The following is a 25,880-nucleotide window of genomic DNA, read 5'->3' on the forward strand; positions in this document are numbered from 1 at the left end:
GAGGAATAACATAATGGCATTACTCGAAGTAGAAGGGCTCAAGATACACTTTCCAATTCGCGGTGGATTGCTTAAACGGGAAATTGGCAGTGTAAAGGCTGTTGATGATGTTAGCTTCTCCATTGAAGAAGGACAGACCTATGGTCTAGTTGGCGAATCAGGTTCAGGTAAGACAACAACAGGCAGAGCCATTATTGGGCTAAACCATGTCACTGACGGAAAGATCCTGTTTAACGGCAAAAATCTGGCTACAGAGCGACGTAAGAACAGGCAACTCCAGCGGGATGTTCAAATGATTTTTCAAGACCCATATTCATCACTGAATCCAAAGAAGCGGGTTATCGATATTATCGCTGAGCCGTTTCGTAACTATGAGCGTCTGACAGCTACCGAGGAGAAAAGACAAGTAAGAGAATTACTTGAAAAGGTTGGCCTGAGTCCGGAATCAATCTACAAATATCCGCATGAATTCTCCGGCGGACAGCGTCAACGGATTGGCATTGCACGGGCTATTGCACTGAAGCCGAAACTAATTATCGCGGATGAACCTGTATCTGCACTCGATGTATCGGTACAAGCTCAGGTACTCAACTTCATGCAGGAAATTCAAAAAGAATTAAATCTGACCTATCTGTTCATCAGTCACGATCTGGGCATCATCCGTCATATGTGTGATCAGATTGGGATTATGTATAAAGGTCGATATGTGGAACAGGGCACAACAAATGATATTTTTGAGAATCCGCAACACATCTATACCAAACGTCTCATTGCAGCCATTCCGGATATGGACCCAACCAAACGAGAGGAAATGGTAGCCTTCCGTCAACAGGTCAAATCCGAGTATGAACATTCATACCGAAATTTCTTTGATGAGGAAGGGCTTGCATACTCGCTCAAATCCATTTCCGATACTCACCGAGTAGCTCTACCTCAGAAAGGTTGAAGGCCATATGTGGAAAACGATAGTACGCAGAATTATCATAATGATCCCTCAGATCTTTTTACTTAGTCTTTTGGTCTTTCTGATGGCCAAAGCCATGCCGGGCGATGCACTAACGGGATTGCTTGATCCAAGCGTTGATCCCAAAGCATTGGAAGCGCAGCGAGAGAGACTAGGATTGAATAATCCCTGGTACGTGCAATATTGGGACTGGATCAAAAACGCCATCCAAGGTGATTTTGGGCAATCCTTCCGTTTCAAAATGCCGGTTACCGACTTGATCGGTCAGCGTGTAGCAAATACATTCTGGCTCGCACTGGCGACACTTGTACTGACTTACCTGATCGCTATTCCACTGGGTATCATCAGTGGTCGTTACAACGATACCTGGTCTGATCGGTTGATCACGGGATACACTTACCTGGGGTTTGCCGCACCATTGTTCATCTTCGCACTGGTGATGGTATGGATCTTCGGATTCCACTTCGGCTGGTTCCCGACAGGAGGTAGCGTTGCGCCGGGTCTTACACCAGGCACATTCAGCTACGTAATGAGTAAGTTCTATCATCTATTATTGCCGGCATTATCCATGGCACTAATTACAACGGTATCTACGGTTCAATATTTACGTAGTGAAATCATTGATATCAAGCATAAGGAATTCGTTATTACTGCCAGAGCCAAAGGCGCCTCGGAATCCCGGATCTACAACAGGCATATCTTGAGGAACTCACTATTACCTATCGCCGCGTTCTTCGGATATGAGATTACAGGGCTTATCGGAGGTACGGTATTTATTGAAAGTATATTCAGTTATCCAGGTATGGGGCAGTTGTTCCTGAGTTCCATCTCATTGCGTGACTTCAGCGTTGTGACTGCACTCGTATTGTTGTATGGCGTAGCTTCCATTCTCGGGGCATTGCTGTCTGACATAATTCTAGGAATTGTAGATCCACGTATACGGATCAAGTAAGAACTTGAAGATTTCGGGGTGAAAACAAGATGAGCAAGGCCAACGAGGTAGTTGTAACTTCACAAAAGGTTGATAAAAGCCCCTCCAGCTTGAGTATTTTATGGAGGGAGCTTGTCAGAGATAAGGTGGCACTAATCTCGCTCATTTTCTTGGGCTTGGTCATGTTGCTGGTATATGGCACGTCTCTCATTCTGAATCAGGATGATATCGTACGCGTGGATCTGTTTGCCTTATATGAACCTCCATCCGCGAAATATTGGCTTGGAACGGACTATGGAGGTCGTGATGTATTTGGCCAACTGGTCATCGGTACACGTAACTCCCTGACCATTGGAATTATCGTAACGTTAATGACTGGCTTCATAGGTATCTTAATTGGCCTTTTATCCGGTTATTTCGGTGGAATGATAGACAACCTGTTTATGCGTGTTGTTGATTTCTTCATGATCCTTCCGATGTTGATGATTGTTATCGCGTTTGTTACGGCAGTACCGAAATACAATATCATCTCGTTCTCTCTAATCATGACGGCATTTCTCTGGATGGGTATCGCCAGGTTGATTCGCTCCAAAGCATTACAGGAACGGGAACTGGATTATGTAAAAGCTTCAAAAACATTGGGCTCATCTCATCTGAAGATTATGCTCTCACAGGTTCTTCCGAATCTGAGTTCCATTATCATCGTAACGATGACATTGAATCTCGCTGCCAACATTGGCCTCGAATCCGGGCTGTCTTTCCTCGGGTTTGGTTTTCCCGAAAGTACGCCTAGTCTTGGAACACTCGTAAGTTATGCACGTAATCCGCAAACCCTGGAGTCCAGATGGTGGATATGGCTACCCGCATCGGTACTGATTCTGGTATTGATGTTGAGTATAAATAATGTCGGTCAAGCCCTAAAGCGTGCGACTGATGCAAGACAAAGAAGAGGTTAAAAAAAGGGAGGAAAGGTTCATGAAAAAGGGATTATTTTCACGGGGACTATTTTTCACGATGATGTTGGTCTTTGTATTGGTGCTCGCAGCGTGCTCTGAGAAGGAAGCAGCTACTCCAGCTCCAGCTTCCAACACAGAAGAGGGAAAAACGGAGGAAAAACCTGCTAATGAAGAGGGCGTTTACTCCATTGATGACTTCAACAATGTCAAAACGAATGAGGGTACTGCGATCGAGGGTGGATCGATTACATTCGGACTTGTATCGGATACTGCTTTTGAAGGTACACTGAACTATAACTTCTATTCCGGTAACCCGGATGTTCAGGTACTGCAATGGTTCGATGAGCCATTACTTACATGGGACAAAGACTATGTGTACACCAATGATGGTGCAGCAACATATGAGACATCTGAAGATGGAAAAACGTTCACACTGACCATTCGTGACAACGTAAACTGGCATGATGGCAAGCCGGTAACGGCTGAAGATCTGCAATTTGCTTATGAAGTTATTGGTAACAAAGCGTATGATGGTCCACGTTATGACTCCAACTTTACTAGCATAGTAGGTATGGAAGAATTCCATGCTGGAAAAGCAAAAACAATCTCTGGTATTAAAGTGCTGAGCGACAAACAAATCAGCATTACGTATAAAGAATCCACTCCGTCCCTGCTGACAGGTGGCGTATGGACGTATCCACTGGCTAAACATATCTTCGGCGATATGGATGTAGCAAAAATGTCTTCTTCGAAAGAAGTACGTGAAAAACCAATTGGTTTTGGTCCATTTAAAGTGGATGTCATCACTCCGGGTGAGTCTGTAACTTATGTTAAGAATGAAGACTACTGGCGTGGGGCTCCGAAACTGGACAAAGTGACTCTGAAAGTTATCAACCCGACAACGGTTGTTCAAGAACTGAAATCTGGCGGGGTAGACCTCGTGGATGCATTCCCGACAGATCAATACAAAGATAATGCTAACCTGTCCAACGTAGAATTCCTGGGCGCAATCGATCGTGCTTATACGTACATCGGTTTCAAACTGGGTACGTGGGATGAAGAGAACGGAAAAGTTGTAAGCAATGCCGAAGCAAAAATGGGCGACAAAAACTTGCGTAAAGCAATGTGGATGGCTGTAGATAACGATCAAGTAGGTAAACGTTTCTATAATGGTCTGCGTTGGAATGCAACAACCCTGATTCCACCGTCTCACCCAGAATTCCATGATTCCAACAATCCGGGTGTAGCATATGATCCAGAAGCAGCGAAAGCATTGCTCGACGAAGCTGGTTACAAACTGGATGGTGAATTCCGTACGAATCCGGATGGAACACCACTCGAAATCAACTTTGTATCCATGACTGGTGGAGACACAGCTGAACCATTGGCTCGTTATTATGTTCAATCATGGGCAGCTATTGGTTTGAAAGTAAATCTGGAAATGGTTGAGTTCAACAGCTTCTATGACCGTGTAGGTAACACAGGTAAAGATGATCCGAACATTGATGTGTATCAAGCAGCATGGGGCGTTGGTATTGACGTAGATCCATCTGGTCTGTATGGCCGTGATGCACTCTACAACTTCTCCAGATTCTCCAGCGAAGAGAATGACAAATTGCTGGCACAAGGTATCTCTGCTGAAGCATTTGATGTAGACAAGCGTAAAGAGATCTACAATCAATGGCAACAATACATGGTAGATGAAGTTCCTGTATTCCCTACACTGTATCGTGCAGTTGTAGCACCCGTTAACAAACGTGTAATGAACTATGCGATTGGTGATGGAACAGGCGTTTACCTGAGCGACCTGCAAGTTAATGCAGACAAAGCAGTTGTAGCTCAGTAAAACATTCTTAAATTAGCAGCTGTAAGGATTGGGGTCCTTTAAGAAGCCGGTTGCTAGATTATTAATGAAGAATTCTCCTGGGAAAATGAATAAAAAGTGTCTTTAAAAACATGGATTCTGTACACTCTGGCATGGGTGTATGGGGTTCATGTTTTTTTTGTAACCAAAAAATAAAAAAAATTTAACTTTTTTTCAAAAAAGTGCAGACAAAATGCCTCTTTACTTCGTCTATATAGGTAAGAGGTGATCATCTTATGAAAAAATGGTGGAAACGGGCAGGTATGCTGCTAGCTCTCTTGCTTATTATATATTTGGGTGTGAAACCGGACATGCTGGTAGGCAAACCGGGAATTAAAGCTGAATCTGCGGTACTAATGGATATGAACTCTGAACAGATCTTAATGGATTTTAACGGCTCCGAAGAGATTGCTCCGGCAGGCGTCAGTAAGTTGATGACAGAACTGTTAGTAATGGAGGCCGTGATCAATGGTGATATAGGCTGGAATGATCTTGTTAATGTGAGTCTGTATGCCAGCTCCGTGGGAGGCAGTCAACTGACCCTGAAACAAGGAGAGCAATTCACCGTTCAGGAGTTGTTCGAGATCATAGCTGTCTATTCAGCCAATGATGCAGCGGTTGCTCTGGCTGAACATATCAGTGGTACAGAGCAGAAGTTTGTGCAACAGATGAATCAGAAAGCAACTCAGATTGGGCTGTCTGAGGATACACAATTCACGAATTCAACGGGCCTCAGTGAAAAGTTGCTTGGTCCTAACCGTCCAATGGATATACAAGGGCAGACCTTAATGACGGCTATAGATGCATGCAAGCTTGCGCGATATCTGCTGAATAACCATCCCGAGATTTTAAGAATCTCCAGTCAAATGCAAGTATCAATGCATCAAAAAGGGATGTACATGAGTAACACGAACTGGATGTTGTCCTCTATTGGCGGGCCGTATGCTTACGATGGGAATGACGGATTAAAGACCGGGTATGATGAAGATTCCGGATATCATTTTGTGGGGACAGCTGAACGTGATGGCAAAAGGCTGATATCAGTTGTATTTGGAACAGATACTCGTGAAGGGCGTTTTGTGGAGACTCGGAAGTTATTCAACTATGGGTTTTCGGGCTCAAAATAAAAAGGCGTACATAGGCATCATCAAAGAGACCTTCAGGGCGCCAATGATCCACCTGTCAAACAAACCGAGTCAGACCAGATTATTGACATTACGCAAGCGTTAGTACGTTAGATAAGATATGAGGGCTGTCCGCAGGTTCGACTGAACATGTGGTAGCTCTATTTTATCGAATTGGAGGTAAATTGATCCATATAACCATATTATTAAATTGACATATGGTTTTCTTTTGTTTTAAAATGACCAGTGAGTCATTATTATTCAACTCGGTTTAATATATATGTACCAAACCAACTGTACGATACTGAATTTACGATCTGATCGGGAGGTAACATGTGATGCAAAAACAAATGAAATGGCCGCTAGTTCTGTTTGCCATAGGGGTATTTATGGCTGCGCTGGATAATGGGATCATCACCTCTTCACTGACCACCTTAAATGCATCATTTGGTGTGTCGCCAACATGGGGAGCATGGACGATTACGCTTTACACGCTTGGGCTTGCGGTGAGTGTACCTATTGCAGGCAAACTGTCGGACCGTTATGGTCGCAAGAAACTATTTTTGATTGAAGTGGCGTTGTTTGGGATCGGGTCCCTGCTTGTCGCGCTGAGCACATCGTTTACCTTTTTCCTGATTGCTCGTGTCATTCAAGCTTTGGGCGGTGGTGGGATTTTTATCATTGCCAGCTCATATGTATTAAGCAAGTTCCCGGCGGAGCGACAAGGTACAGCCTTGGGTCTGCTGGGAGGGATGAATGGTGTTGCCGCTATCTTGGGACCCAATGTCGGTGCTTTTATACTGGATCTGACTGGCAACTGGCATTGGTTATTCCTGATTAACGTGCCTATCGCCATTCTGCTATTCATAGCAGGTATTCGATTTATTCAGGAAGAGCAGGAACTGAATCGTGCAGCAGTGGACTGGAGCGGTATTGCTGTCCTAACGTTGGGTGTACTCAGTTTAATGTATAGCTTTAGCAATCTGGACGGTGTGAACATGCTTCAAAGCCTGGGATCACCGATGTTCTACGGCTTTTTCTTGGCAGGTGTGATCATTCTGGTGCTCTTTTACTTCATGGAAAAAAGGCTAGAAGGATCTGAACGTGAACCTGTTGTATCGACACAGCTTCTGGGCATTGCGTCCTTTCGCTGGACGCTGTTGATTGCCTTTTTCTCCGGAGCCATTCTGGCCTCGGTGATCTTTATTCCCGGATTTGTTGAGCAATATCTCGGCGTATCCAATACGGCTTCCGGGTACTGGTTTACTCCGCTTGCGCTGGCATCTGGCATCGGGGCAGGTGGAGGTGGATACCTCGTTGACCGCAAAGGGCCGATCTGGACGTTATCGGTTGCGGGGCTGTTATCTGCCATTGGATTCCTGCTGTTCCCGCTATGGGTGGAGCATATCTGGCAATTTGTCATCGCGAGTACACTCGTAGGTATCGGTTTCGGCATGATGCTTGGTGCGCCAGTTAACGTACTTGTCACGGAACAGGCGGGGGAGAACAACAAAGGCATCGCGGTAGCGACCAGTTCGTTATTCCGCCAGATGGCGATGGCTATTGCACCTACGATTTTCGCTGGATTCCTGGCACGTTCTTTCGTTAATCTGGGGTCCAACATTCAGGCAGGATTCGCTGACAAAGGAATTCAGGTGCCTCCGGAGATGCTGGAGCAATATGCATCGGGTGGAGCAGCAGGGAGTGATGTCTCCAGTCTGACAGAGGGCCTGTCCCAGATTCCTGATGAAGGCATCCGTGATGTGTTGCTCCAGGCAGTGCATCAAACGACAGGGCAGGGTTATAATGGCCTTTTCTGGTCTGCGGTGGTATTCAGTGTGCTTACGCTGGTAGCTGCGCTTATAACGGGACGTCTGCGTCAAAAAGAGAAGAGCCAACATGTGGAAAGTATATCCACAAACTGATTCGATAACGTAAGAAATGAAGAGAACAGTGCACCTTTTGTAGCTAAAAAGGAGTCGCTGTTCTTTTCAATTTAACCGGATTGTAACTTTTCTTGCTCCTGCAATGATTACAATAGAACGAGCGTAAGCGGTGTCTTGATTCAAGAGAGAGAAAACTTCAGTGAACACCGAGTCACAAGGCATCCCAGACGTTTAATTGGTATTATGGATTATCATTTTGATAGTGAAGAAGGAATCAATGGATGAAAAGCAGAACTAAGGATAAGAAGAAGAAAAGAAGAAAAGGCCTATATATAACGCTCGTTTCACTTGTTGTTTTGTTAATCGGAGGGTATTTGTTCCGTCAGCAACTGGCTGTAGCGGCATTTGATCTGTTTCTCGCCGGTTCGGTAGAAGATCAGTTATCCCGTTCTTATGTACCGCAGGAAGGCAACAACACGCCTGATCCAACGGTATACCGTAAGGAACCTTTCTCCGTATTACTGCTCGGTTCGGATAAACGCGCCTATGAGAAAACGCGTGGTCGTTCCGATACCGTCATCTATGCTGTAGTACGTCCGAAGGAATCCCGTGTACTTCTGGTATCGATTCCACGTGATACGTATGTGCAGATTGTAGGACGGGATGCCAACAAGGACGGCGAAGATGATTATGATAAGCTGGCGCATGCCTATGCTTTTGGTGGGGAGAATATGTCCATCAATACCGTGGAGAAATTTCTTGATGCTGATGTGGGTTATTATGCAACGATCAACTTCGACGGAATCAAAAAAGTGGTTGATGCGCTTGGTGGTGTAAAACTGCCAATCGATGAGGACATTGTGAACAAGAATCCGGATCACGTGCAATTCACGATTGAAGGTGGCAAGCCGATCTATGACGGGCAGGAAGCACTGTATTATGTAAGATACCGTGAGGATAGCGATTTTAATCGTACCAAGCGGCAGCAGATTTTCCTGAACGCGATGGCGAATGAGATGCTGAATTTGAATCAAATCGCCAAAATTCCGGAATTGATTCAGATCATGGGAGACAGCTTCCAGACGGATATGCGAGCTTCTTTCATTATTGATCTGGCTAAACAAGTGCTTACTCAGGAGAAACCACAGATTTCAAGCTTCACCATCCTGGGTGAGGGGATGAAAAAAGACGGTATCTATTATGGTCAGGCTGACGAGAAAGATGTCCAATATGCCAAAGAGCTGATTAACAACTGGATGGATCAATCGACCCCAGCCGGTGAAGTCATGATCCCTGACCGGCAAAAGATTGAATAACCAATTCCATACCAATGATGTGTTGTAGACCACAATCAGCAGTACGTTTATTCGCGGGCTGCTGTTTTTTTTCTTTGTATTGAGAACTATTATCCTTTTGGAACATCCTGCGTTCTAATCCGTATAATATAAGTTGAGCGAGATAAGTTGAACGAAGAAATTCACAAGGAGGATACACAAGGGTATGAACATCGCATTTTTTTTGCTACCCAAACAAGAGGTTACGTGCGTGACGTCGGATTCTACGCTGCGGCAAACGTTGGAACGGATGGAATATCATCGTTTTACGGCGGTACCCATTTTGAATAAAGAGGGCAAATATATTGGTACGGTTACCGAAGGCGACTTACTGTGGTATATGAAGAATGCCGAGGGAAAGATTTCATTTGAAAACGCTTCAAAGTTCTTGCTCAAGGATGTTCCCCTTCGCTTGGATATTAAACCTGTATCCATTAACGCCAACATGGAGGACCTGATTAATCTGGCTAAAGTTCAGAACTTTGTTCCTGTGGTCGATGATATGGATCGGTTCATTGGTATTGTCAGACGGAGTCAGATTATTGAGTACTGCGAGGGCATTGTAGCCAAAGAATCGATCAAGGCTAAGTAAGTCTGTTACGAATTTAAACATTATTGTTTCATTAGGGATAATCACAGCCGTCCGGTATCATGTTAAACTTAAGAAGTCCTGAATCAGGGGCGGATTCGAAGTTTTTTACAAATATATAGGTCGATAGGATGTACGGAGGACTCCGCATAAGTACCTGACATCAGTTTCGGAGAACTTCTCCGTTTTTTGGGGTAATTTTGCGGGCCCTCTTTTTATGCTATAATCGAGAATAAAGCTTTTTCGGGGGAGAGTGACTTTCGCCAATATGCCTAAAGAACTGGATGTAGCCAAACGCGCTAAAGTGATTGAATGGCTGAAAACCGAAGTGCTTGATCAGGTATCCCGATTATTCAAGGCGTTATGGGAAGGCAGTACAACTCGAATCGGGGACAGTCTTGCCAGTTTGATTATGAGTAGTTACATATTGGGCCGCAGGCTCGGTATTCCTTTCAAGGATCTGGATGCACTGCTAGTTGAGAAGTTGAAAAAGCATAAACAGGAAGGTCACCAGCTTGAAGACTGGTACCAGGATATTTCCGCGCTAGAAGATCATATGCGTAAGAGGTGAATTTGTTGAAATTTAGCTTTAAATCAGCTGTTTGGAGCGCAGTTTATCTGCTCTTGCTACTTTCGCTGTTAACTCCTTTATCGGTACTTGCCATATTTTTTATGATGATTCCGGGAGTTATTTTGTATGCTTCATTATCTTTAAAATCATTTATATGGCATCTCGTGCCCGTAGCCGTTATTTTGGTCGTATTCCACCCCATCTATCTGTTACTATTGCTCATCTTTACCCTGCCTGCGATCGTTATGGGTCACGCGTATAAAACACGCAAATCAGCCCTGTTCGCCCTGATGGCGGGAAGTGGCATGATGTTGGCAGAATACTTGTTGTTGCTCTTGGTCGGCAGTGTCATTTTCCAATTCGACCTGTCCAGTTATATTGAAGATGTGGTCAAATTGACCATTGAACCGTTAACCAATACATCGAATCAGATGATCAACGGGTTTGCATGGACACCTGAGATGACCGAGGATGTTGCCAAACAAACACAGCTTATGATTCCGTTTGCTCTCGTTGTCACATCGATGGTAATGGCCTTTATTACACACGCCATAGCTCGTCCGATTCTGAACGTGATGGGTGTGGTGGTATCGAAGCTTCCACCAGCGAGAGAGTGGCGTATGCCGCGTGCATTGATCTGGTATTATTTCCTTGCACTGTTGATCGAAGTGATCTCCAGACAAAGTGATGGAACGTACTGGACCATGATTGCCATGAATCTGTCGCCGTTAATCAATCTGGGCTTCATGATTCAAGCGATCGGTTTCTTCTTCTTTCTCTCACATACAAAGAAATGGAATCCGGTTATACCATATTTCCTGGCGGCTGCGGTCTTCTTCATTGGTCCGCTTCGGATTATCGGAATTATCGATCTGGCGTTCCCGCTTCGTGAGGCAATATCGAAATCAAAACGATAGGGTGATGAGTCATGCCTAAATTTCTGAAGAAACGCTGGCACGGCTACTATACCGTATGGGCGTTCATACTGCTGCTGTTGCTCGTTATGTTCGTTACCATTTATAACTGGACGCTTGGTTTGATTAGTCTGATACTGGCTTCGGCGCTGGGAATCGTCATGATTAAGGCGGAGCTCGCGTTCCGCCGTGAGCTTAACGACTACATTAATGGCCTATCTATTCGGATCAAACGGATGGAGGGGGAAGCGGTCAGCATGCTTCCATTCGGAATTGTGCTGTACAGCGAAGATCGTACGGTAGAGTGGCATAACCGCTTTGTCGCGGAGATGTTCCAGGAGAAGACAATGGTGGGTAATCCGCTACTTAATATGTTTCCCAAACTTCCTCAGCCTAAAGAGAAGAAGGATGGGACGAAGGAACATTCATCCAAGGAGTTGCATGACGAATTCCAGTTGGATGATCGGCATTATGGAGTTATTCATAACCCGCAGGAGCGGTATGTATATGTATACGAGATTACGGAGCTAGCCATTCTTCGTGATAAATATGAAAATGAACGCCTTGCATTGGGAATTCTCGTTCTGGATAATCTGGACGAGGCTGCCCAAGGCATGGACGATCAACAGCGTACAGCGCTGATTGCCCGTGTGACTAGCGAGATTACGTCATGGGCCAAGCGGTACGAAGTGTACCTGCGCCGTCTGTCTTCTGATCGTTATCTGTTGATGCTGAATCATAAGTCTTTGCAGGAACTGGAGCAGAGCCGATTTGTCATTTTGGATGAAGTTCGGGAGATGACTGCTGACCTCAAAGTGCCAATGACACTCAGTGTTGGACTGGCGTTTGGATCGGATAGCATCAGTGAGATGGGAGAACTGGCACAGTCCAGTCTGGACATGGCACTTGGACGTGGTGGTGATCAGGCTGCCGTGAAGTCCGGACAACGCCTGTCTTTCTATGGCGGCAAGTCTAACGCAGTGGAGAAACGGACACGGGTAAGAGCCCGCGTTATTGCGCACGCGCTGCGTGATCTGATGCAGGAGAGCGACCGGGTGCTCATCATGGGGCACAAAATTCCGGATATGGACGCGATCGGCGCATCCATCGGAGTGTGGAAAGCGGCCAGTCTGTACAATGTGGAAGCACGGATTGTTCTGGATGGAATTAATCCATCGATTGAACGCATGATGGAGCAAGTGAACAAGGACGAGAAGTTGTCCAAAGCATTTGTATCACCGGAACAGGCAACCCAGATGATGACCGAGCACACGTTGCTGGTGGTGGTCGATACGCATAAGGCCTCCATGACCATGGAGCCGAAACTGGTACAGTCTGCTACCCGTGTCGTAGTAGTGGATCACCATCGCCGGGGTGAAGAGTTCATCAATGACGCAGTGTTGATCTATCTGGAACCTTATGCGTCCTCTGCTGCCGAATTGGTAACAGAACTCTTGCAATACATTCATGATAAGGTACAATTCACTCCGCTAGAAGCTACGGCTCTACTTGCCGGGATTACGGTGGATACGAAGCATTTTGCACTGCACACCGGGTCCAGGACGTTTGAAGCAGCAGGCTTCTTGCGCCGTAGCGGTGCGGACACCATTATGATCCAGCGGTTGATGAAAGAGGATCTGTCAGAATATATTGCTAAGGCAGAAATCATAAAGCATGCTAAAATGGTATATGGAAACATTGCGCTGGCGGTCACCGACCCTGGCAGCAAGATTTCACAGATGATGATCGCCCAGGTGGCGGACACATTGCTGAACATGACTGACGTGGTCGCTTCATTTGTAATTAGTGAGCGTCCGGATGGACTGATTGGCATCAGCGCGAGATCGCTGGGGCGCATGAATGTTCAGGTTGTCATGGAACGACTGGGCGGTGGCGGACATTTGACGAATGCTGCCGTGCAGCTTGAAGGAACGCTTGGAGAGGCAGAAAAACGGCTGACGAACGTACTGGCTGAAATCGAAAAGGAAGAGGGGCTGTTCGAATGAAAGTCATTTTTATAAAAGATATGAAGGGTCAAGGCAAGAAAGGGCAAGTGAAAGAAGTATCTGAGGGTTACGCACAGAACTTCCTATTGCCACGGGGAATCGCACGTCTGGCAACAGACGGCAACATGAAGACACTGGACAACCAGAAGGCGGCTGAAGAAAGACTCAAACAGGAAGAGAAAGCGGAAGCGGAAGCACTTGCGAAAAAGCTGGAAGCAGAAGTGACTGAACTGAAAGCCAAGTCCGGCGAAGGTGGTCGTCTGTTTGGCGCCATTACTAGCAAACAGATCGCAGAAGCTTTGTCTAAAAAGGGTCTGAAAGTAGACAAACGCAAAATTGAGCTGGACGAGCCTATTCGTACACTCGGCGTAACACAAGTAACTGTCAAGGTTCACCCTGAAGTGAAGGCAACCTTGAAGGTACAGGTAACGGAAGAGTAAGATGGGCGGAGAAATGTTATTCGACCGGATTCCCCCGCAGAACCTGGAAGCCGAACAGGCCGTGCTGGGTGCAATCCTGTTGCAGGGCGAGGCCCTGATTACAGCGATGGAACGGGTGCAAACCGAGGATTTCTATGATAAACCCCATCAATTAATCTTTGAAGCGATGATCCAGCTTGGTGAGGGAAATCAACCGATTGACCTTGTTACACTGACTTCGCTTCTGAAGGATAAAGGTGAGTTGGAGGACATCGGGGGCGTTAGTTATCTGGCTAAGCTAGCCCATGGTGTACCTACAGCCGCGAACGTAGACTATTACGCTCAGATTATCGAAGAGAAATCGATGCTGCGTCGCCTGATTCGTACGGCAACACAGATCGTGAGCGAAGGATATACAGGCGGAGAAGATGTTGCAGCGATGCTCGGAGAAGCTGAACGTCGCATTCTGGAGATCTCCAACCGTCGCTCCAGTAGTGGTTTTATAGCCATACAGGACGTACTGATGGAAGTATTCGATCGTGTGGAAACACTTCATCAGAATAAGGGTACAACAACAGGTATTCCGTCCGGGTTTATCGATCTGGACAAGATGACTGCCGGATTCCAGCGCAGTGACTTGATCATTGTAGCGGCCCGTCCTTCCGTAGGTAAGACGGCCTTCGCCCTGAATATCGCTCAGAACGTAGCCATTCGGGCCCAGGAGACGGTAGCCATCTTCAGTCTGGAGATGTCAGCTGCCCAGCTGGTGCAACGTATGATCTGTGCTGAAGCCAACCTGGATGCCAGCGTAATGCGTATGGGTGACTTCAAGGGTGATGAAGACTGGCAGAAGCTGACGATGGGTATTGCAGCTTTGTCAGAAGCCAACATCTTCATAGATGATACGCCAGGGATTACCGTAGCGGATATTCGTGCCAAATGCCGTCGCCTGAAGAAAGAGAAAGGCCTCGGTATGATCCTGATTGACTATCTTCAACTGATTAGTGGTCGTGGTAAAGCAGGGGAGAACCGTCAACAAGAGGTATCCGAGATTTCACGTACACTGAAACAGATTGGCCGGGAACTGGAAGTTCCGGTTATTGCCTTGTCCCAGCTGAGCCGGGGTGTAGAGCAACGTCAGGACAAACGTCCGATGATGAGTGACTTGCGGGAATCGGGTTCGATCGAGCAAGATGCCGACATCGTAGCGTTCCTATACCGGGATGACTACTATAACCAGGAGACCGAGAAGAAAAATATTATCGAGATCATTATCGCTAAACAGCGTAACGGTCCGGTAGGTACGGTGGAACTGGTCTTCCTGAAAAACTTTAATAAATTCGTCAATTACGAGAGGGCGCACAATGACGCCTTCGCGATGTAATGGGCAGGTGCTGACGGCTTTGATCAAGAAGCCAGAATCGTCTGTCCCGAAGATCAACCATTAGAGCAACTGAACGCAAACATGTGTGATAAATACCAGATATAGATTCACATTAAAATGGGTATCCTTGAACCGGTGATAGCAGTCAAGCAAGCTTGGACTGAAGTCTCCGGTTTTTTGTGTTGAAATAATGGGTAAATCCCGAACATTACGGTTGTACTATATCTAATTGTTCGCCATTTGATTTGACTTTGAAAAAGGGTACTGGTACACTAATACTGCTGCGTTAAAGCAGCGCAAACCTTCCCTTGAATGTAACGGAAGGACATTTTTACTGTCCGTTAGCACGCTTCTCAGTCGGTTTATTGCGTAACACGCCTGCCGGGATAGAGGACGGACAGACCAATACAAAGGTGCGCAAGGCACCCACGGAGGAATGTTAACTATGTCAACGGTAGTTGTAGTGGGAACGCAATGGGGAGACGAAGGAAAAGGTAAAATCACGGATTATTTGGCGGAGAGCGCTGATGTGGTGGCTCGTTATCAAGGTGGTAACAATGCGGGTCATACAATTCTGATTGATAACAAAAAATATAAACTGACGATGATTCCATCAGGGATTTTCTACACGGATAAAGCGTGTGTGATTGGTAACGGAATGGTTATCAACCCGAAGGCACTCATCGAAGAAATTAACTATATTCATGACAATGATTTTACAACGAAGAACCTGTCCATCAGTGAGCGCGCACATATCATCCTGCCATATCACATGGTACTGGATGCACTCGAAGAAGAGAGCAAAGGCCCGAACAAAATCGGTACAACTGGCAAAGGAATTGGCCCATGTTACATGGACAAATCAGCTCGTATTGGTATTCGGATGGTTGACCTGCTGGATGCTGAAGATTTCGAACTGAAACTGCGTCATCTGGTCAAAGAAAAAAACCGCGTCATCGAGCAAGTCTACGGCGGCCAGCCTGTTGATGTGGAAGAGATTCTGCAAGATTACCTCGGATATGCCGAAATTCTGCGTCCTTACGTACGTGATACATCGGTTGTTCTGAACGAATATATTGATGAGGACAAAAAAGTATTGTTTGAAGGCGCACAAGGCGTTATGTTGGACCTTGATCAAGGAACTTATCCATTTGTTACATCATCCAATCCGTCCGCAGGTGGCGTATGTATCGGTTCTGGCGTAGGCCCGGCTCGTATTCAGCAAGTCATTGGGGTAGCGAAAGCTTACACAACCCGTGTAGGAGATGGCCCATTCCCTACGGAATTGCATGATGCAATCGGTGACCAAATCCGTGAGACTGGGCATGAGTACGGTACGGTAACTGGACGTCCACGTCGTGTAGGTTGGTTCGATAGTGTTGTTGTTCGCCACGCGCGTCGTGTCAGTGGAATTACAGGTCTGTCCCTGAACTCTCTGGACGTAATGTCAGGTCTGGAAACCGTAAAAATCTGCACAGGATACAAATTCCGCGGCGAGGTCATCACACACTATCCGGCAAGCCTCAAAATGCTGGCAGAATGTGAAGCGGTATACGAAGAGATGCCAGGTTGGAGCGAAGATATCACTGGAGCGAAGAAACTTGAAGACCTGCCAGTGAACACACAGAATTATGTAAAACGTGTTTCCGAACTGACAGGCATTCCAATTGCCATCTTCTCCGTTGGTCGTAACCGTGAGCAAACGAATCAAGTTCTTCCAATCTACGAGTAATCGAAGAAATAGAGAGATTGTTTCTTGAATTATAAAATAGAATCCTCTGCCGATTTAGGCATGTTAAGCCTCCAGTTGTTGCTTTTATAGCGATGACTGGAGGCTTTTTGTGTTTTTTTCGGATATAATCCCGAGATTTCCGTCAATACTGGTTAACAGTAGAGTCACAGACCCCGACATGCGCATGTTAGACGGGTGGGATAATCGGAGGGAGAGAACGGAATGAAGTTGCTTGTGTGGTTTGTTAAAATCGTGCTAACCGTGTTGCTGGTCAGTTCACTGACACTGCTCACGACCGGATTAATTGTACAGTCATATGCGAAGTCGCTACTCGCGAGTTTCAATATTCAGTGGGAGGGTCAACCCATGGGGTTAACCGCCATGTTCCAAGGTGCCTTGGGTGGTAAAACCAGCGAGGGGAATAAATCAGGAAATGGGACGACAGATCAGCCGACAGGAGCGGACGAAGAGCAGGTTCCGGAAGATGCTGTTTCAGTTATGGGGAATGGGACGGAGAGCGGTCAATCTGGCATAGATGCGGGCAACAATGCGTCCCAAGGGAGCGGTTCAGGCGAGGGCGCAGGTGCAGGCTCAGGTACAGATACGACCCCTGGATCAAACTCAGGTGCAAGTGCAGACAATGGAACGGATACAGGCAAAGGGAGTGAGTCAGGAACAGATCAGGGTAGTGGTTCAGCTTCGGGGAATGGAACCGGATCGACCAGCGGCGGTGCTTCTTCAGGCAATGACGCCATTGTCGTATCACCGGATGACATTACAGGAGCGAAGGACAAGCTGCCAGCAGAGGAGAAAGAAAAAATCTTCAGCCTGCTCATGAACAAGCTGCCGCAGAAAGAAATGCAACAGATCTCAGGCGCCATGGAAGGTGGCCTAACGGAACAGGAACTACGTGAGATTGAACAGGTGATCTCGAAGTACCTGACCAGTGAAGAGTATGACAACCTGATGGAAGTACTGCAGACAGAATAGGATGATAGACAGAGAAAGCAGGCGTGCTCAAAGACGGGTATCGCCTGATTCATATTGTAATGGACTTGTCGAGGATGATTGAATATAATTTATTTAAATAAATTCTGGAAATGCCTGTAGGAGGGAAAAGTGTATGAAATATAAAGGTAAAGAACACAACATATAAAAACGTTCAGGCAACATTGCAGAAACCTCCAGTCCAATTCGTGGACCTCCGTTCATAGGTGCTTTCAAGAGAACCGATGGACTTGTGTTTACGAATACACTAATTGGAGGTTGTATTGAACATGAACTTATATCATTCTAATTCAGAACCATCAGTAAAAGAGTTTGCCGAGGCGGCGAAAGAGCGATACGAGCAAGGGCTGCAAGAGGCGGACCAGCCGTTTAGTGGCTGGGATTTTAGCTATGTAACAGGGAGTGGGCGACTCCAGAGCGGAATGTTGCCTTGGTCATATGGAACAATGGCGCGCCGATTGTTGAATCAAACAGAACGAATGCTCGACATGGGCACTGGTGGAGGAGAGATGCTGTCCAGACTCCGTCCCCTTCCTCCATACACATGTGCGACCGAGGGCTATCTCCCCAATATACCTATTGCAGAGGAACGTTTACAGCCGCTCGGTGTGAAGGTGCTTCCAGTGACTGATGATTCGCAACTTCCCTTCACAGATGGGGAATTCGATCTGATTCTTAATCGGCATGAGTCGTATGATGAGCGGGAAGTTAGGCGGATTCTATCGGTAGGGGGAATGTTTCTAACTCAACAGGTAGGTTGGTCAGATTGCAGGGAGATCAATGATCGGCTCGGCATTCCTATGCCAGCGGATTACGCTGGATGGGAACTGGATCGTGCTGTTCTTCAGCTGGAACAGTCTGGATTCCGTACTCTGGAGCAATGGGAAGCAACCCCTGCACAACGTTTCTATGATATAGGCGCACTGGTCTATTATCTGAAGACCATCCCGTGGCAAGTACCTGATTTCAAAGTGGAACAGTTCCGTCAGCCGTTAATGGATATTCATATAGAGATGGAGCACAATGGATTCTGGGAAGTACAGCAAAAGCGATTTGTAATTCTTGCAGTCAAAGAATAGAGACATAAAAGTTAATTTCTATTGTGGCATGAGCTGAAATCCAGTTTAAGATAAACCACAAACAGGTTGTTTACGTAATCCCTTATCAGAGTTGATCTGGTGAGGGATTTTATATGTATTTTTATGAAAAATAAAGCATATTTCACTGGGTCTTAGAACCTAGTCTTAATTTGCGAACAAAAGTACATAGTACAGCGGATGTTGAGGCATAATGGGTGATGGATCAGCCGTACTATCTTATGGATAATTCAGGGAAAGCAAGCGGGGCGTGGCTTTGCGGTGTGACGTGTAGAGTTGAAATGAGTGTAAAACCTGTGTTAAAGTATACGGGTGTGATAAAAGGTTAAAATTTTGACACTTTTACGAGCGCAGCTAAAGTCCTGATTTTGCGGACACCCAATACAAGTATCAACGAGCATGGGACAGACACGATGGGTGATGTCTTGACAGAAATGCGAACTGAGAAGTGCTGAAAAGGAGAGAATCATGAAAGGTTTCAGAGGCATACGCCAACCGGGCAAAGACCGGGTACACGAACAATCCGGGGAACACCGGACGGCCGAAGACAAAAACAACATGAGCATGTCCACCTTCAGTGTGAATAAGAAGCGCGTTCTGGCCTCGCGCAAATGGATCATTACAGCAGCATGTGGTGTATTCATCGCAGCATCGCTCGGGTTCGCAGGCAAACAATATGTTACTGCAAACACCGTACCGTACTATAAAGTAATGGTTAAAGGTAGCGAGATTGGTACCATTGCAGATGAGGCACAATTACAACAACTATTTACAGACAAAACTGAGGAATATCAACATAAATATCCGGATGCAGAGATGGTGCTGAACACGGATGGCATCACAACCGAAACGGTAAGAGCGTACAAACCTGAAGTGAACAGTGACGAGACGCTGGACAAACTGGGTGACATGCTGACAGCCTACGCCAAAGGTGTAGAACTCAAGGTAGACGGTGAAGTCATTGGTATTGTGAAGGATCAGGCAACAGCTGATGCAATCCTGGAACAAGTGCAGAGCAAATACATATCGGCATCGGCTGTGCGAAGTTCGCTTAAGACGAAGTCGGTATCGGCTAATTCCTCGAAGAAAGAGGAGGGACCAAGCACAACCCTGAAGTCTGTAGGCATCAAGGAAGATGTAGCGACGGATGTGGTGAAGGCTGATCCAAACAAAATATGGGATGTGTCCGAGGCGGTTAAAGCTTTAACCGTTGGTAAAGACGCGCCTGTAACTTATGTGGTTCGTGAAGGAGATACGATCTCTTCGATCGCTGCCAAGTATGAAATTACACAAAGCGAGATTCGTAAGCATAATCCGGGCATCAAGGAAACGTCGCTTCAAATCGGAGACGAACTGACCTTGACCGTTCCGAAACCGGCGGTAACCGTTAAATCGGTTGAGCAGGTTGTTGAACAAATTGAGATCAAACCGCAAGTGGAAGTGCGCAAAAGTGATGAGTTGAAAGCTGGTACAACTAAAGTCGTGCGCCCAGGACAAAGCGGCTTGAAAAGCATGCAGTATCGTATAACCAAAGAAAATGGTGAAGTGGTTCAGGAAGAGTGGCTTGGTCAGGAAGTGATTAAAGCAGCTGTAACTGAAGTAGTCCTTAGCGGAACAAAAGTTGTTGGTGAGGGCACAGGTGAATTTGCTTGGCCGGTATCAAATGCAACGATGAGTAGCAGCTTTGGACAACGTTGGGGTCGCCAGCACAAAGGTGTCGATCTGGTAGGTAACCGCGATGTGAAAGCGTCTGATGAGGGTGTAATTACTTTTGCAGGACAGAAAAGCGGCTATGGTAATGTCATCATTATTAACCACCGTAACGGATACGAAACACTGTATGGACATTTGAACAGCATTGGCGTTAAGGTTGGACAAGTGGTTGAAAAAGGCGAGAGTATCGGCGTTATGGGCAACACGGGTCGTTCGACTGGAACACATCTGCATTTTGAGATTATTAAGAATGGAACGGTAGAAAATCCGTTAACGTATCTGAACTAATATAGAGCTTAAGTAGGGCAAGGTTGGCTATAATGCTGGCCTTGTTTTTTGCTGCTGTAAAAAATTTTCAGATGAAAGACCTTCCAACCCTCCGATCGGGATGTGACGGTGCTTCAGGTATGTTAAACTAGAGAGTATAAACAACAAACTAGAGAAACCAATCAAGTAGGCTTGGTACAAGCTAAACATAGAAGAGAGATATAAACGCTAACGCGGATTAAGCAGGATATAGGGGTGAACTTAGCCGATGCAGGGGAAGATTTTGGTGGTGGATGATGAACAGCCCATCGCAGACATTCTGAAGTTTAATTTGGAAAAAGAGGGTTACGAGGTCATCTGTGCATTTGATGGCATTCGTGCGGTTGAATTGGCGTTATCCGAGAAACCGGACCTGATGCTGCTGGATCTGATGCTCCCGGGCAAGGACGGTATGGATGTCTGTCGTGAGGTGCGCGCTCATCTGGAGATGCCAATCATTATGCTTACCGCCAAGGATGGCGAGATCGACAAGGTACTTGGTCTGGAATTGGGTGCGGATGATTACGTGACGAAGCCATTCAGTACGCGTGAGCTGCTTGCACGGGTGAAGGCACAGATGCGCAGACGGCAAAAGCTTGCGATTACGGCAGAAGCGCACGAAGACGAAGAGAAGCAGGTCATGCGGCTATTTGATCTGGCGTTTGATATGGACATGTATACGGCTTATAAAGGCGGAGAACCGCTTGATCTGACCCACCGTGAATACGAACTTCTCTATTATATGGCGAAGCATTCCGGCAAGGTTATGACACGGGAACATCTGCTGCAAGCGGTATGGGGATATGAATATTTCGGTGATGTACGTACCGTGGATGTCACGATCCGTCGTCTGCGTGAGAAGATTGAGGAGAATCCAAGCAAACCGGAAACGATTCTGACTCGCCGTGGGCTCGGTTATCTCGTGCGCAGTGCCAAAAGCGTGGGGATATAATGGGCCGATTCGCGCGATTTTCGTTCTTCCGAACGATTCAGGCGAAATTGATCATTATCTATGTACTGCTGATTCTGATTGCGATGCAATTGATCGGGGTTTATTTTGTGAGCGCGATGAAGAACTCACTAACGAGCAACTTTACGGAAGACTTGCAGGCGCGTGCGGAGATGCTGTCGGTTCTCGTGGGGGAGACGATGGCTGGTGGAGAAGCAGAGGCTGGCGAGGACAAAACGGAAAATCTGCGTGTGCTGGTGAACAACCTGTTCAACATTAACGGTGCCGAGATTCAGGTGCTGGATGCCAGCGGCAAGGTACTCACGACCTCGCTAAGTTCACATTCGGACTATGTGGGTCGCAAAAACACCCAGACCGTCGTCAGCCGTGCGCTGCAAGGCATTCGGGACAATGAGGAATATATCGTGGACGAGGATAATGTTCGCAAAAAGGTCGTCGCCAAGCCGGTGCTGTCCGGCGGCAAGATCATTGGTGCGGTCTACATCGCGGCATCCATGAACGAGCTGTATTCCACGATGGAGGGAATCAACAAAATCTTTATCTCCGGCATCCTGATTGCCCTGGTGTTAACGGCGGTGCTTGGCGTGATTCTGTCCCATACGATCACGCAGCCGATTAAGGAAGTGACTCGGAGAGCGACAGCGGTCGCAGAAGGTAACTTTGATCAACAGACACCTGTATTTGGCACGGATGAGATTGGTCAGCTCAGTCGGGCTTTTAACTATATGACCAGCAGGCTTCGGGATGCACTTTCACTGAATGAAGAGGAGAAGGAGAAGTTGACCTCCATTCTGACGAATATGAGTGATGGTGTGGTTGCTACGGATGAGTACGGTAAAGTTATTCTCGTAAACCGTCGTGCCAGCAGCATTCTGGGTATGCATCCTGCTGATATTGAAGGAAGACACTTCGCTATATTACTCGGCATTGATCCGGAGGATGCGGAAGCCCTCGCGAGTGGTTTCACAGGTTCAACTTTGCTGCAGATTGCACCCGCAGGACAAGAAGAGCCTGTGGTCATTCGGATGACGTTCACACCGGTTCATCGACGTGAACGGGGAATCACGGGAACCATTGCCGTACTTCAGGATGTTACCGAGCAGGAAGAGCTTGAGGCATCCCGGCGTGAATTCGTAGCCAATGTATCCCATGAACTGCGTACACCACTGACTACGATCAAGAGTTACGCGGAAGCACTGGATGACGGTGCACTGGAAGATCCGCAGCTTGCCGGTCGTTTCGTGGGTGTTATTCAGAACGAGACGGAGCGAATGATACGACTGGTGACGGATTTGCTGCATTTATCGCGGCTTGATTCCAAAGAGGCTTTGCTACGTAAACAGCCAACAGACATCCTGGAAATGCTGGAGGAAGTGACGGATCGATTCTCGTTTCAGATGCATCAGAAGGATATTCAGCCTGTGCTGTCTGTAGAGAATGATATTCCGGCTGTTCCGCTGGATCGTGACCAGATTGATCAGGTGCTGGATAATGTCGTATCCAATGCGCTGAAATATACATTGGAAGGCGGCACCATTACGATTGCGGCTAGACGCAGTGATGAACACACACTTGCCATCTCGGTATCGGATACGGGAATGGGTATCCCACAGCGTGATTTGGATCGCATTTTTGAGCGGTTTTATCGGGTGGACAAGGCTCGTTCCCGCAGTATGGGAGGCACAGGGCTAGGACTGTCCATTGCCCGGGAAATTGTGAAGGCACATGATGGAAGCATCTCTTTGGAGTCTGAAGTAGATGTGGGAACGACAGTAACGTTCACACTGCCGATGCGTGAGAAAGGGGGTGAGCACCGTGAAGGAACGGATTAAATCCTTGGTGCTTGCTGCCCTTGTTGTAGCCAGTCTGGTTCAGAGTTATTTTCTGATCTACCGTTTGCCCGGAGGCGGGGATTCCATTGTGACGTCAGAAACGAACTATGTGAAGACGGAAAATATGGGTCAGGAACGCAATATTGAAGAATTGATCTTCCCTGATCAGATGATTATTCATCTGGGTGAGGATAAACATACGGTGTTTTACCCTGGCAATACGTTCTATCAGTTAATCTATTCGCGGTTACAGGGGCGGGCGTTCGATGATTTTCAGCGCCGCAGTGTGCAATCGGTGAACTGGGATCAGATTCGCAAGGAGAACCCTGGGTTTGAGCTATCGTTCAAAGAAGGTATTCCCGTAGCATTGTTACAGCGGGTGATGAGGCTTGGGACGGATTCCTTGTTCCAAGGGGAGACCATTAACCGAATCTCGATCTATACGTCCAAAAATGAAACGAAGGCCCATGCGCTGTTCTTCAGCGCCAAGGGAGACGTGGTATACGAAGCAACGCAGGCGGACCTGACAGTACAAGACGTGCAGCAGCATGTTGACTTCGGTACGAACTGGACGCCATATACGCTGATGGATGGCGGGTATTATATCCCGGCCGAAGCTCTGGAGACGATTGAGGCAGATGTGCCGACAGGGCAGTTCACGGTTGAGCAAATGCAGCGTAGTCTGTTTTTCGATCCAAGCATGACCCGGAATATCCGGGAAAAAGATGGATCGGAGATCTACACGGATAGTAAACGTAGTCTGCAGGTAAAACAGGAACAGCGCTGGATCAGTTACACCGATCCGGCGGCACCACCTGCGGGACAGATTGATCCCGCGAAGGATGCGTTGTCTGCAGTTGACTTTGTGAATCAGCATGGTGGCTGGAAAGGCCGTTCGCGCATGATGCTGGAGACTGCCGACATCAAGACGCAGCTTGAATTCCAACAGTATTATGGTAGCTATCCGATTATGGATTCCATGCAGTTCCGCTTTGGCACGATCAGCATGGAGATGCAACAGGAGACGGTATCCAGCTATGAACGATCGCTGGAATACCTGAACGAAGGTGCAGAGACGAAGAAATCGGTCAAATTGCCTGGCGGAGACAAGCTGAAGGCTCTTATTAAAAAGGTCGCAGGTGAGAATCGCCAGGTGGTGGATGTCTACCCGGCGTATCGTCCTTCTTCAATTGAGGACGGACTAAAGCTGATCCCGGTATGGGTGATCCGCTTTGGAAATGGTGAGGAAACTACCGTATCTTGATAGGTTATAGTCTTTGAACCAAAGAGTAGCTGTACTTTATCACTACGCGTGCAGAATAACCTTCCGATCGCTGTTACCCCCAGATTTCTTGAATTCCCTTTTAACACGGGAGAAATCTGGTGGTAAAGGCGAACGCTCCGCTTCTTCAGGTTATTTCTGCCCTCTCCGTTATCGTATAGCTTTAAGTTCAAAGGCTATAAACGGCCAGTTCCGGTGGAAGGTGTAGGCAACTTGAGAAAGTATTGCAAGCAGCTAAGTTAGGGGGGAACGTTTTGGATTGGGGACGGGCGAAAAATGTGTTGATCTATGCCTTTCTGCTGCTCAATCTGGTGCTGGGATACCAGATCTGGATGGATGCGCGAGAGACGGCCGGAGCCAATCTGGACTTCACCTCACTGGCAGATAATACACAGCAGGCGATGGAAGAGAAGGGCATTCAGGTGCTGGCTCCGATTCCGAATGAAACGCCGAAGCTACCGAAGTTGTCCTATGAATTCATTGAAGAGGACAAGGCGGGCGTGGATATGGAGCTGGAACAGCCTGTAGATAGCAAGTTGATCTTCTCGCAGAGTGAACTGGAAGATGCTTTGCAGCGTGAGATTCCACAGATCGGAACATACCGGCTGGATCAGCTGATGGCCGAGGATGGGGCTTTTGTGCTTCACCCACTGGTCGATGGCAAATGGCCGCTCTTCAATGTGAGTCTGGAGCTATTCTACAGCGACCAGAAAATAACGGGTTACCGTCAGACTCCAGTGCGGATTACGACCGCAGAGGAGAGCGATCAGCAGGTGCTTCCGGCGTCGAAGGCGCTGGGAACGCTGATCGAGAACTTTTTGCCAAATGATGCAATTGTCAAAGATATTCAGCTGGGCTATTACGGCCAGTTGTTCAATTCAGATATACAGGTAGCGATGCCGGCATGGCGGTTCGTGCTGGAAAGTGGCGAAGTGTTGTACGTGCAGGGCATCAGTGGGGATGTATTCAGTCCCAAGACAGACAAACCAGGGGAGTAA

21 protein-coding genes are annotated in these 25,880 nt (G+C 47.0%); all 21 read left to right on the forward strand.

Annotation, left to right across the window (positions count from 1 at the left end; all coding sequences use genetic code 11):
* The first annotated feature begins 13 nt into the window (after positions 1-13).
* The 21 genes from PAEAM_RS04815 to yycI all read left to right on the forward strand — a co-directional run bounded on the left by PAEAM_RS04815 (position 14) and on the right by yycI (position 25,880).
* Positions 14-946, forward strand: a complete 933-nt coding sequence (locus tag PAEAM_RS04815; protein ID WP_047841027.1) for an ABC transporter ATP-binding protein — start codon at positions 14-16, stop codon at positions 944-946.
* A gap of 7 nt (positions 947-953) precedes the next feature.
* A complete protein-coding gene (gene opp4B, locus PAEAM_RS04820; RefSeq protein ID WP_036611942.1) occupies positions 954-1,916 on the forward strand; it encodes an oligopeptide ABC transporter permease in 963 nt (320 codons plus the stop codon).
* Between the two features lie 29 nt (positions 1,917-1,945).
* Complete coding sequence (locus PAEAM_RS04825; protein WP_036611941.1) at positions 1,946-2,851, forward strand: ABC transporter permease; 906 nt, start codon at positions 1,946-1,948, stop codon at positions 2,849-2,851.
* A 19-nt stretch (positions 2,852-2,870) separates the two neighbouring features.
* Positions 2,871-4,697: an oligopeptide ABC transporter substrate-binding protein gene (locus tag PAEAM_RS04830; RefSeq protein ID WP_100526832.1), complete on the forward strand. Its 1,827-nt coding sequence runs from the start codon at positions 2,871-2,873 to the stop codon at positions 4,695-4,697.
* A 254-nt stretch (positions 4,698-4,951) separates the two neighbouring features.
* A complete protein-coding gene (locus PAEAM_RS04835; protein ID WP_100526833.1) occupies positions 4,952-5,842 on the forward strand; it encodes a D-alanyl-D-alanine carboxypeptidase family protein in 891 nt (296 codons plus the stop codon).
* Positions 5,843-6,177: 335 nt separating this feature from the next.
* Positions 6,178-7,764 (forward strand): MFS transporter, encoded by a 1,587-nt coding sequence (locus PAEAM_RS04840; protein ID WP_100526834.1) that lies wholly within the window; start codon positions 6,178-6,180, stop codon positions 7,762-7,764.
* 242 nt (positions 7,765-8,006) lie between these two features.
* Positions 8,007-9,041 (forward strand): LCP family protein, encoded by a 1,035-nt coding sequence (locus PAEAM_RS04845; RefSeq protein WP_036671869.1) that lies wholly within the window; start codon positions 8,007-8,009, stop codon positions 9,039-9,041.
* 184 nt (positions 9,042-9,225) lie between these two features.
* The gene (locus PAEAM_RS04850; protein ID WP_017691444.1) at positions 9,226-9,651 is read left to right on the forward strand and encodes a CBS domain-containing protein; all 426 of its coding nucleotides are present in this window, start codon (positions 9,226-9,228) and stop codon (positions 9,649-9,651) included.
* 265 nt (positions 9,652-9,916) lie between these two features.
* A complete protein-coding gene (locus PAEAM_RS04855; protein ID WP_017691445.1) occupies positions 9,917-10,219 on the forward strand; it encodes a MazG-like family protein in 303 nt (100 codons plus the stop codon).
* Positions 10,216-11,136 (forward strand): DUF2232 domain-containing protein, encoded by a 921-nt coding sequence (locus tag PAEAM_RS04860; RefSeq protein WP_243391271.1) that lies wholly within the window; start codon positions 10,216-10,218, stop codon positions 11,134-11,136. The genes PAEAM_RS04855 and PAEAM_RS04860 overlap by 4 nt, the downstream gene beginning before the upstream one ends.
* An 11-nt stretch (positions 11,137-11,147) precedes the next feature.
* Positions 11,148-13,139 carry a DHH family phosphoesterase gene (locus PAEAM_RS04865; protein ID WP_076216655.1) on the forward strand — a complete coding sequence of 664 codons (1,992 nt, stop codon included), beginning with the start codon at positions 11,148-11,150 and terminating at the stop codon, positions 13,137-13,139.
* Positions 13,136-13,579 carry a 50S ribosomal protein L9 gene (rplI, locus tag PAEAM_RS04870; protein WP_036611925.1) on the forward strand — a complete coding sequence of 148 codons (444 nt, stop codon included), beginning with the start codon at positions 13,136-13,138 and terminating at the stop codon, positions 13,577-13,579. Before PAEAM_RS04865 ends, rplI begins: the two co-directional genes overlap by 4 nt.
* A gap of 1 nt (position 13,580) precedes the next feature.
* Positions 13,581-14,942: a replicative DNA helicase gene (dnaB, locus tag PAEAM_RS04875; RefSeq protein ID WP_036611922.1), complete on the forward strand. Its 1,362-nt coding sequence runs from the start codon at positions 13,581-13,583 to the stop codon at positions 14,940-14,942.
* 445 nt (positions 14,943-15,387) lie between these two features.
* A complete protein-coding gene (locus PAEAM_RS04880) occupies positions 15,388-16,674 on the forward strand; it encodes an adenylosuccinate synthase (RefSeq protein WP_017691450.1) in 1,287 nt (428 codons plus the stop codon).
* A gap of 222 nt (positions 16,675-16,896) precedes the next feature.
* Positions 16,897-17,664, forward strand: a complete 768-nt coding sequence (locus tag PAEAM_RS04885) for a hypothetical protein (protein WP_100526835.1) — start codon at positions 16,897-16,899, stop codon at positions 17,662-17,664.
* A 287-nt stretch (positions 17,665-17,951) separates the two neighbouring features.
* Positions 17,952-18,761, forward strand: coding sequence for a class I SAM-dependent methyltransferase (locus PAEAM_RS04890; RefSeq protein WP_243391272.1), 810 nt, complete (start codon positions 17,952-17,954; stop codon positions 18,759-18,761).
* Positions 18,762-19,247: 486 nt separating this feature from the next.
* The gene (locus PAEAM_RS04895) at positions 19,248-20,780 is read left to right on the forward strand and encodes a peptidoglycan DD-metalloendopeptidase family protein (RefSeq protein WP_100526836.1); all 1,533 of its coding nucleotides are present in this window, start codon (positions 19,248-19,250) and stop codon (positions 20,778-20,780) included.
* 247 nt (positions 20,781-21,027) lie between these two features.
* On the forward strand, positions 21,028-21,750 hold the full coding sequence (gene yycF, locus PAEAM_RS04900; protein WP_017691453.1) for a response regulator YycF: 723 nt from the start codon (positions 21,028-21,030) through the stop codon (positions 21,748-21,750).
* Entirely contained in the window at positions 21,750-23,600 is a 1,851-nt protein-coding gene (gene walK / locus PAEAM_RS04905; protein WP_076216658.1) for a cell wall metabolism sensor histidine kinase WalK, read from the forward strand. The genes yycF and walK overlap by 1 nt, the downstream gene beginning before the upstream one ends.
* The gene (locus PAEAM_RS04910; protein ID WP_076252171.1) at positions 23,584-24,864 is read left to right on the forward strand and encodes a YycH family regulatory protein; all 1,281 of its coding nucleotides are present in this window, start codon (positions 23,584-23,586) and stop codon (positions 24,862-24,864) included. The genes walK and PAEAM_RS04910 overlap by 17 nt, the downstream gene beginning before the upstream one ends.
* 272 nt (positions 24,865-25,136) lie before the next feature.
* On the forward strand, positions 25,137-25,880 hold the full coding sequence (gene yycI / locus PAEAM_RS04915; protein WP_017691456.1) for a two-component system regulatory protein YycI: 744 nt from the start codon (positions 25,137-25,139) through the stop codon (positions 25,878-25,880).

The sequence above is a fragment of the Paenibacillus sp. GM1FR genome (genome assembly GCF_002803315.1).
GTDB lineage: Bacteria > Bacillota > Bacilli > Paenibacillales > Paenibacillaceae > Paenibacillus > Paenibacillus amylolyticus.

Coding starts and splice junctions, on each gene's coding strand:
- PAEAM_RS04880 (WP_017691450.1), top strand. CDS start 15,388: ATGTCAACGGTAGTTGTAGTGGGAACGCAATGGGGAGACGAAGGAAAA.
- walK (WP_076216658.1), top strand. CDS start 21,750: ATGGGCCGATTCGCGCGATTTTCGTTCTTCCGAACGATTCAGGCGAAA.
- dnaB (WP_036611922.1), top strand. CDS start 13,581: ATGGGCGGAGAAATGTTATTCGACCGGATTCCCCCGCAGAACCTGGAA.
- PAEAM_RS04855 (WP_017691445.1), top strand. CDS start 9,917: ATGCCTAAAGAACTGGATGTAGCCAAACGCGCTAAAGTGATTGAATGG.
- rplI (WP_036611925.1), top strand. CDS start 13,136: ATGAAAGTCATTTTTATAAAAGATATGAAGGGTCAAGGCAAGAAAGGG.
- PAEAM_RS04885 (WP_100526835.1), top strand. CDS start 16,897: ATGAAGTTGCTTGTGTGGTTTGTTAAAATCGTGCTAACCGTGTTGCTG.
- PAEAM_RS04835 (WP_100526833.1), top strand. CDS start 4,952: ATGAAAAAATGGTGGAAACGGGCAGGTATGCTGCTAGCTCTCTTGCTT.
- PAEAM_RS04890 (WP_243391272.1), top strand. CDS start 17,952: ATGAACTTATATCATTCTAATTCAGAACCATCAGTAAAAGAGTTTGCC.
- PAEAM_RS04895 (WP_100526836.1), top strand. CDS start 19,248: ATGAAAGGTTTCAGAGGCATACGCCAACCGGGCAAAGACCGGGTACAC.
- PAEAM_RS04830 (WP_100526832.1), top strand. CDS start 2,871: ATGAAAAAGGGATTATTTTCACGGGGACTATTTTTCACGATGATGTTG.
- opp4B (WP_036611942.1), top strand. CDS start 954: ATGTGGAAAACGATAGTACGCAGAATTATCATAATGATCCCTCAGATC.
- PAEAM_RS04845 (WP_036671869.1), top strand. CDS start 8,007: ATGAAAAGCAGAACTAAGGATAAGAAGAAGAAAAGAAGAAAAGGCCTA.
- PAEAM_RS04815 (WP_047841027.1), top strand. CDS start 14: ATGGCATTACTCGAAGTAGAAGGGCTCAAGATACACTTTCCAATTCGC.
- PAEAM_RS04825 (WP_036611941.1), top strand. CDS start 1,946: ATGAGCAAGGCCAACGAGGTAGTTGTAACTTCACAAAAGGTTGATAAA.
- PAEAM_RS04850 (WP_017691444.1), top strand. CDS start 9,226: ATGAACATCGCATTTTTTTTGCTACCCAAACAAGAGGTTACGTGCGTG.
- PAEAM_RS04865 (WP_076216655.1), top strand. CDS start 11,148: ATGCCTAAATTTCTGAAGAAACGCTGGCACGGCTACTATACCGTATGG.
- PAEAM_RS04840 (WP_100526834.1), top strand. CDS start 6,178: ATGCAAAAACAAATGAAATGGCCGCTAGTTCTGTTTGCCATAGGGGTA.
- yycF (WP_017691453.1), top strand. CDS start 21,028: ATGCAGGGGAAGATTTTGGTGGTGGATGATGAACAGCCCATCGCAGAC.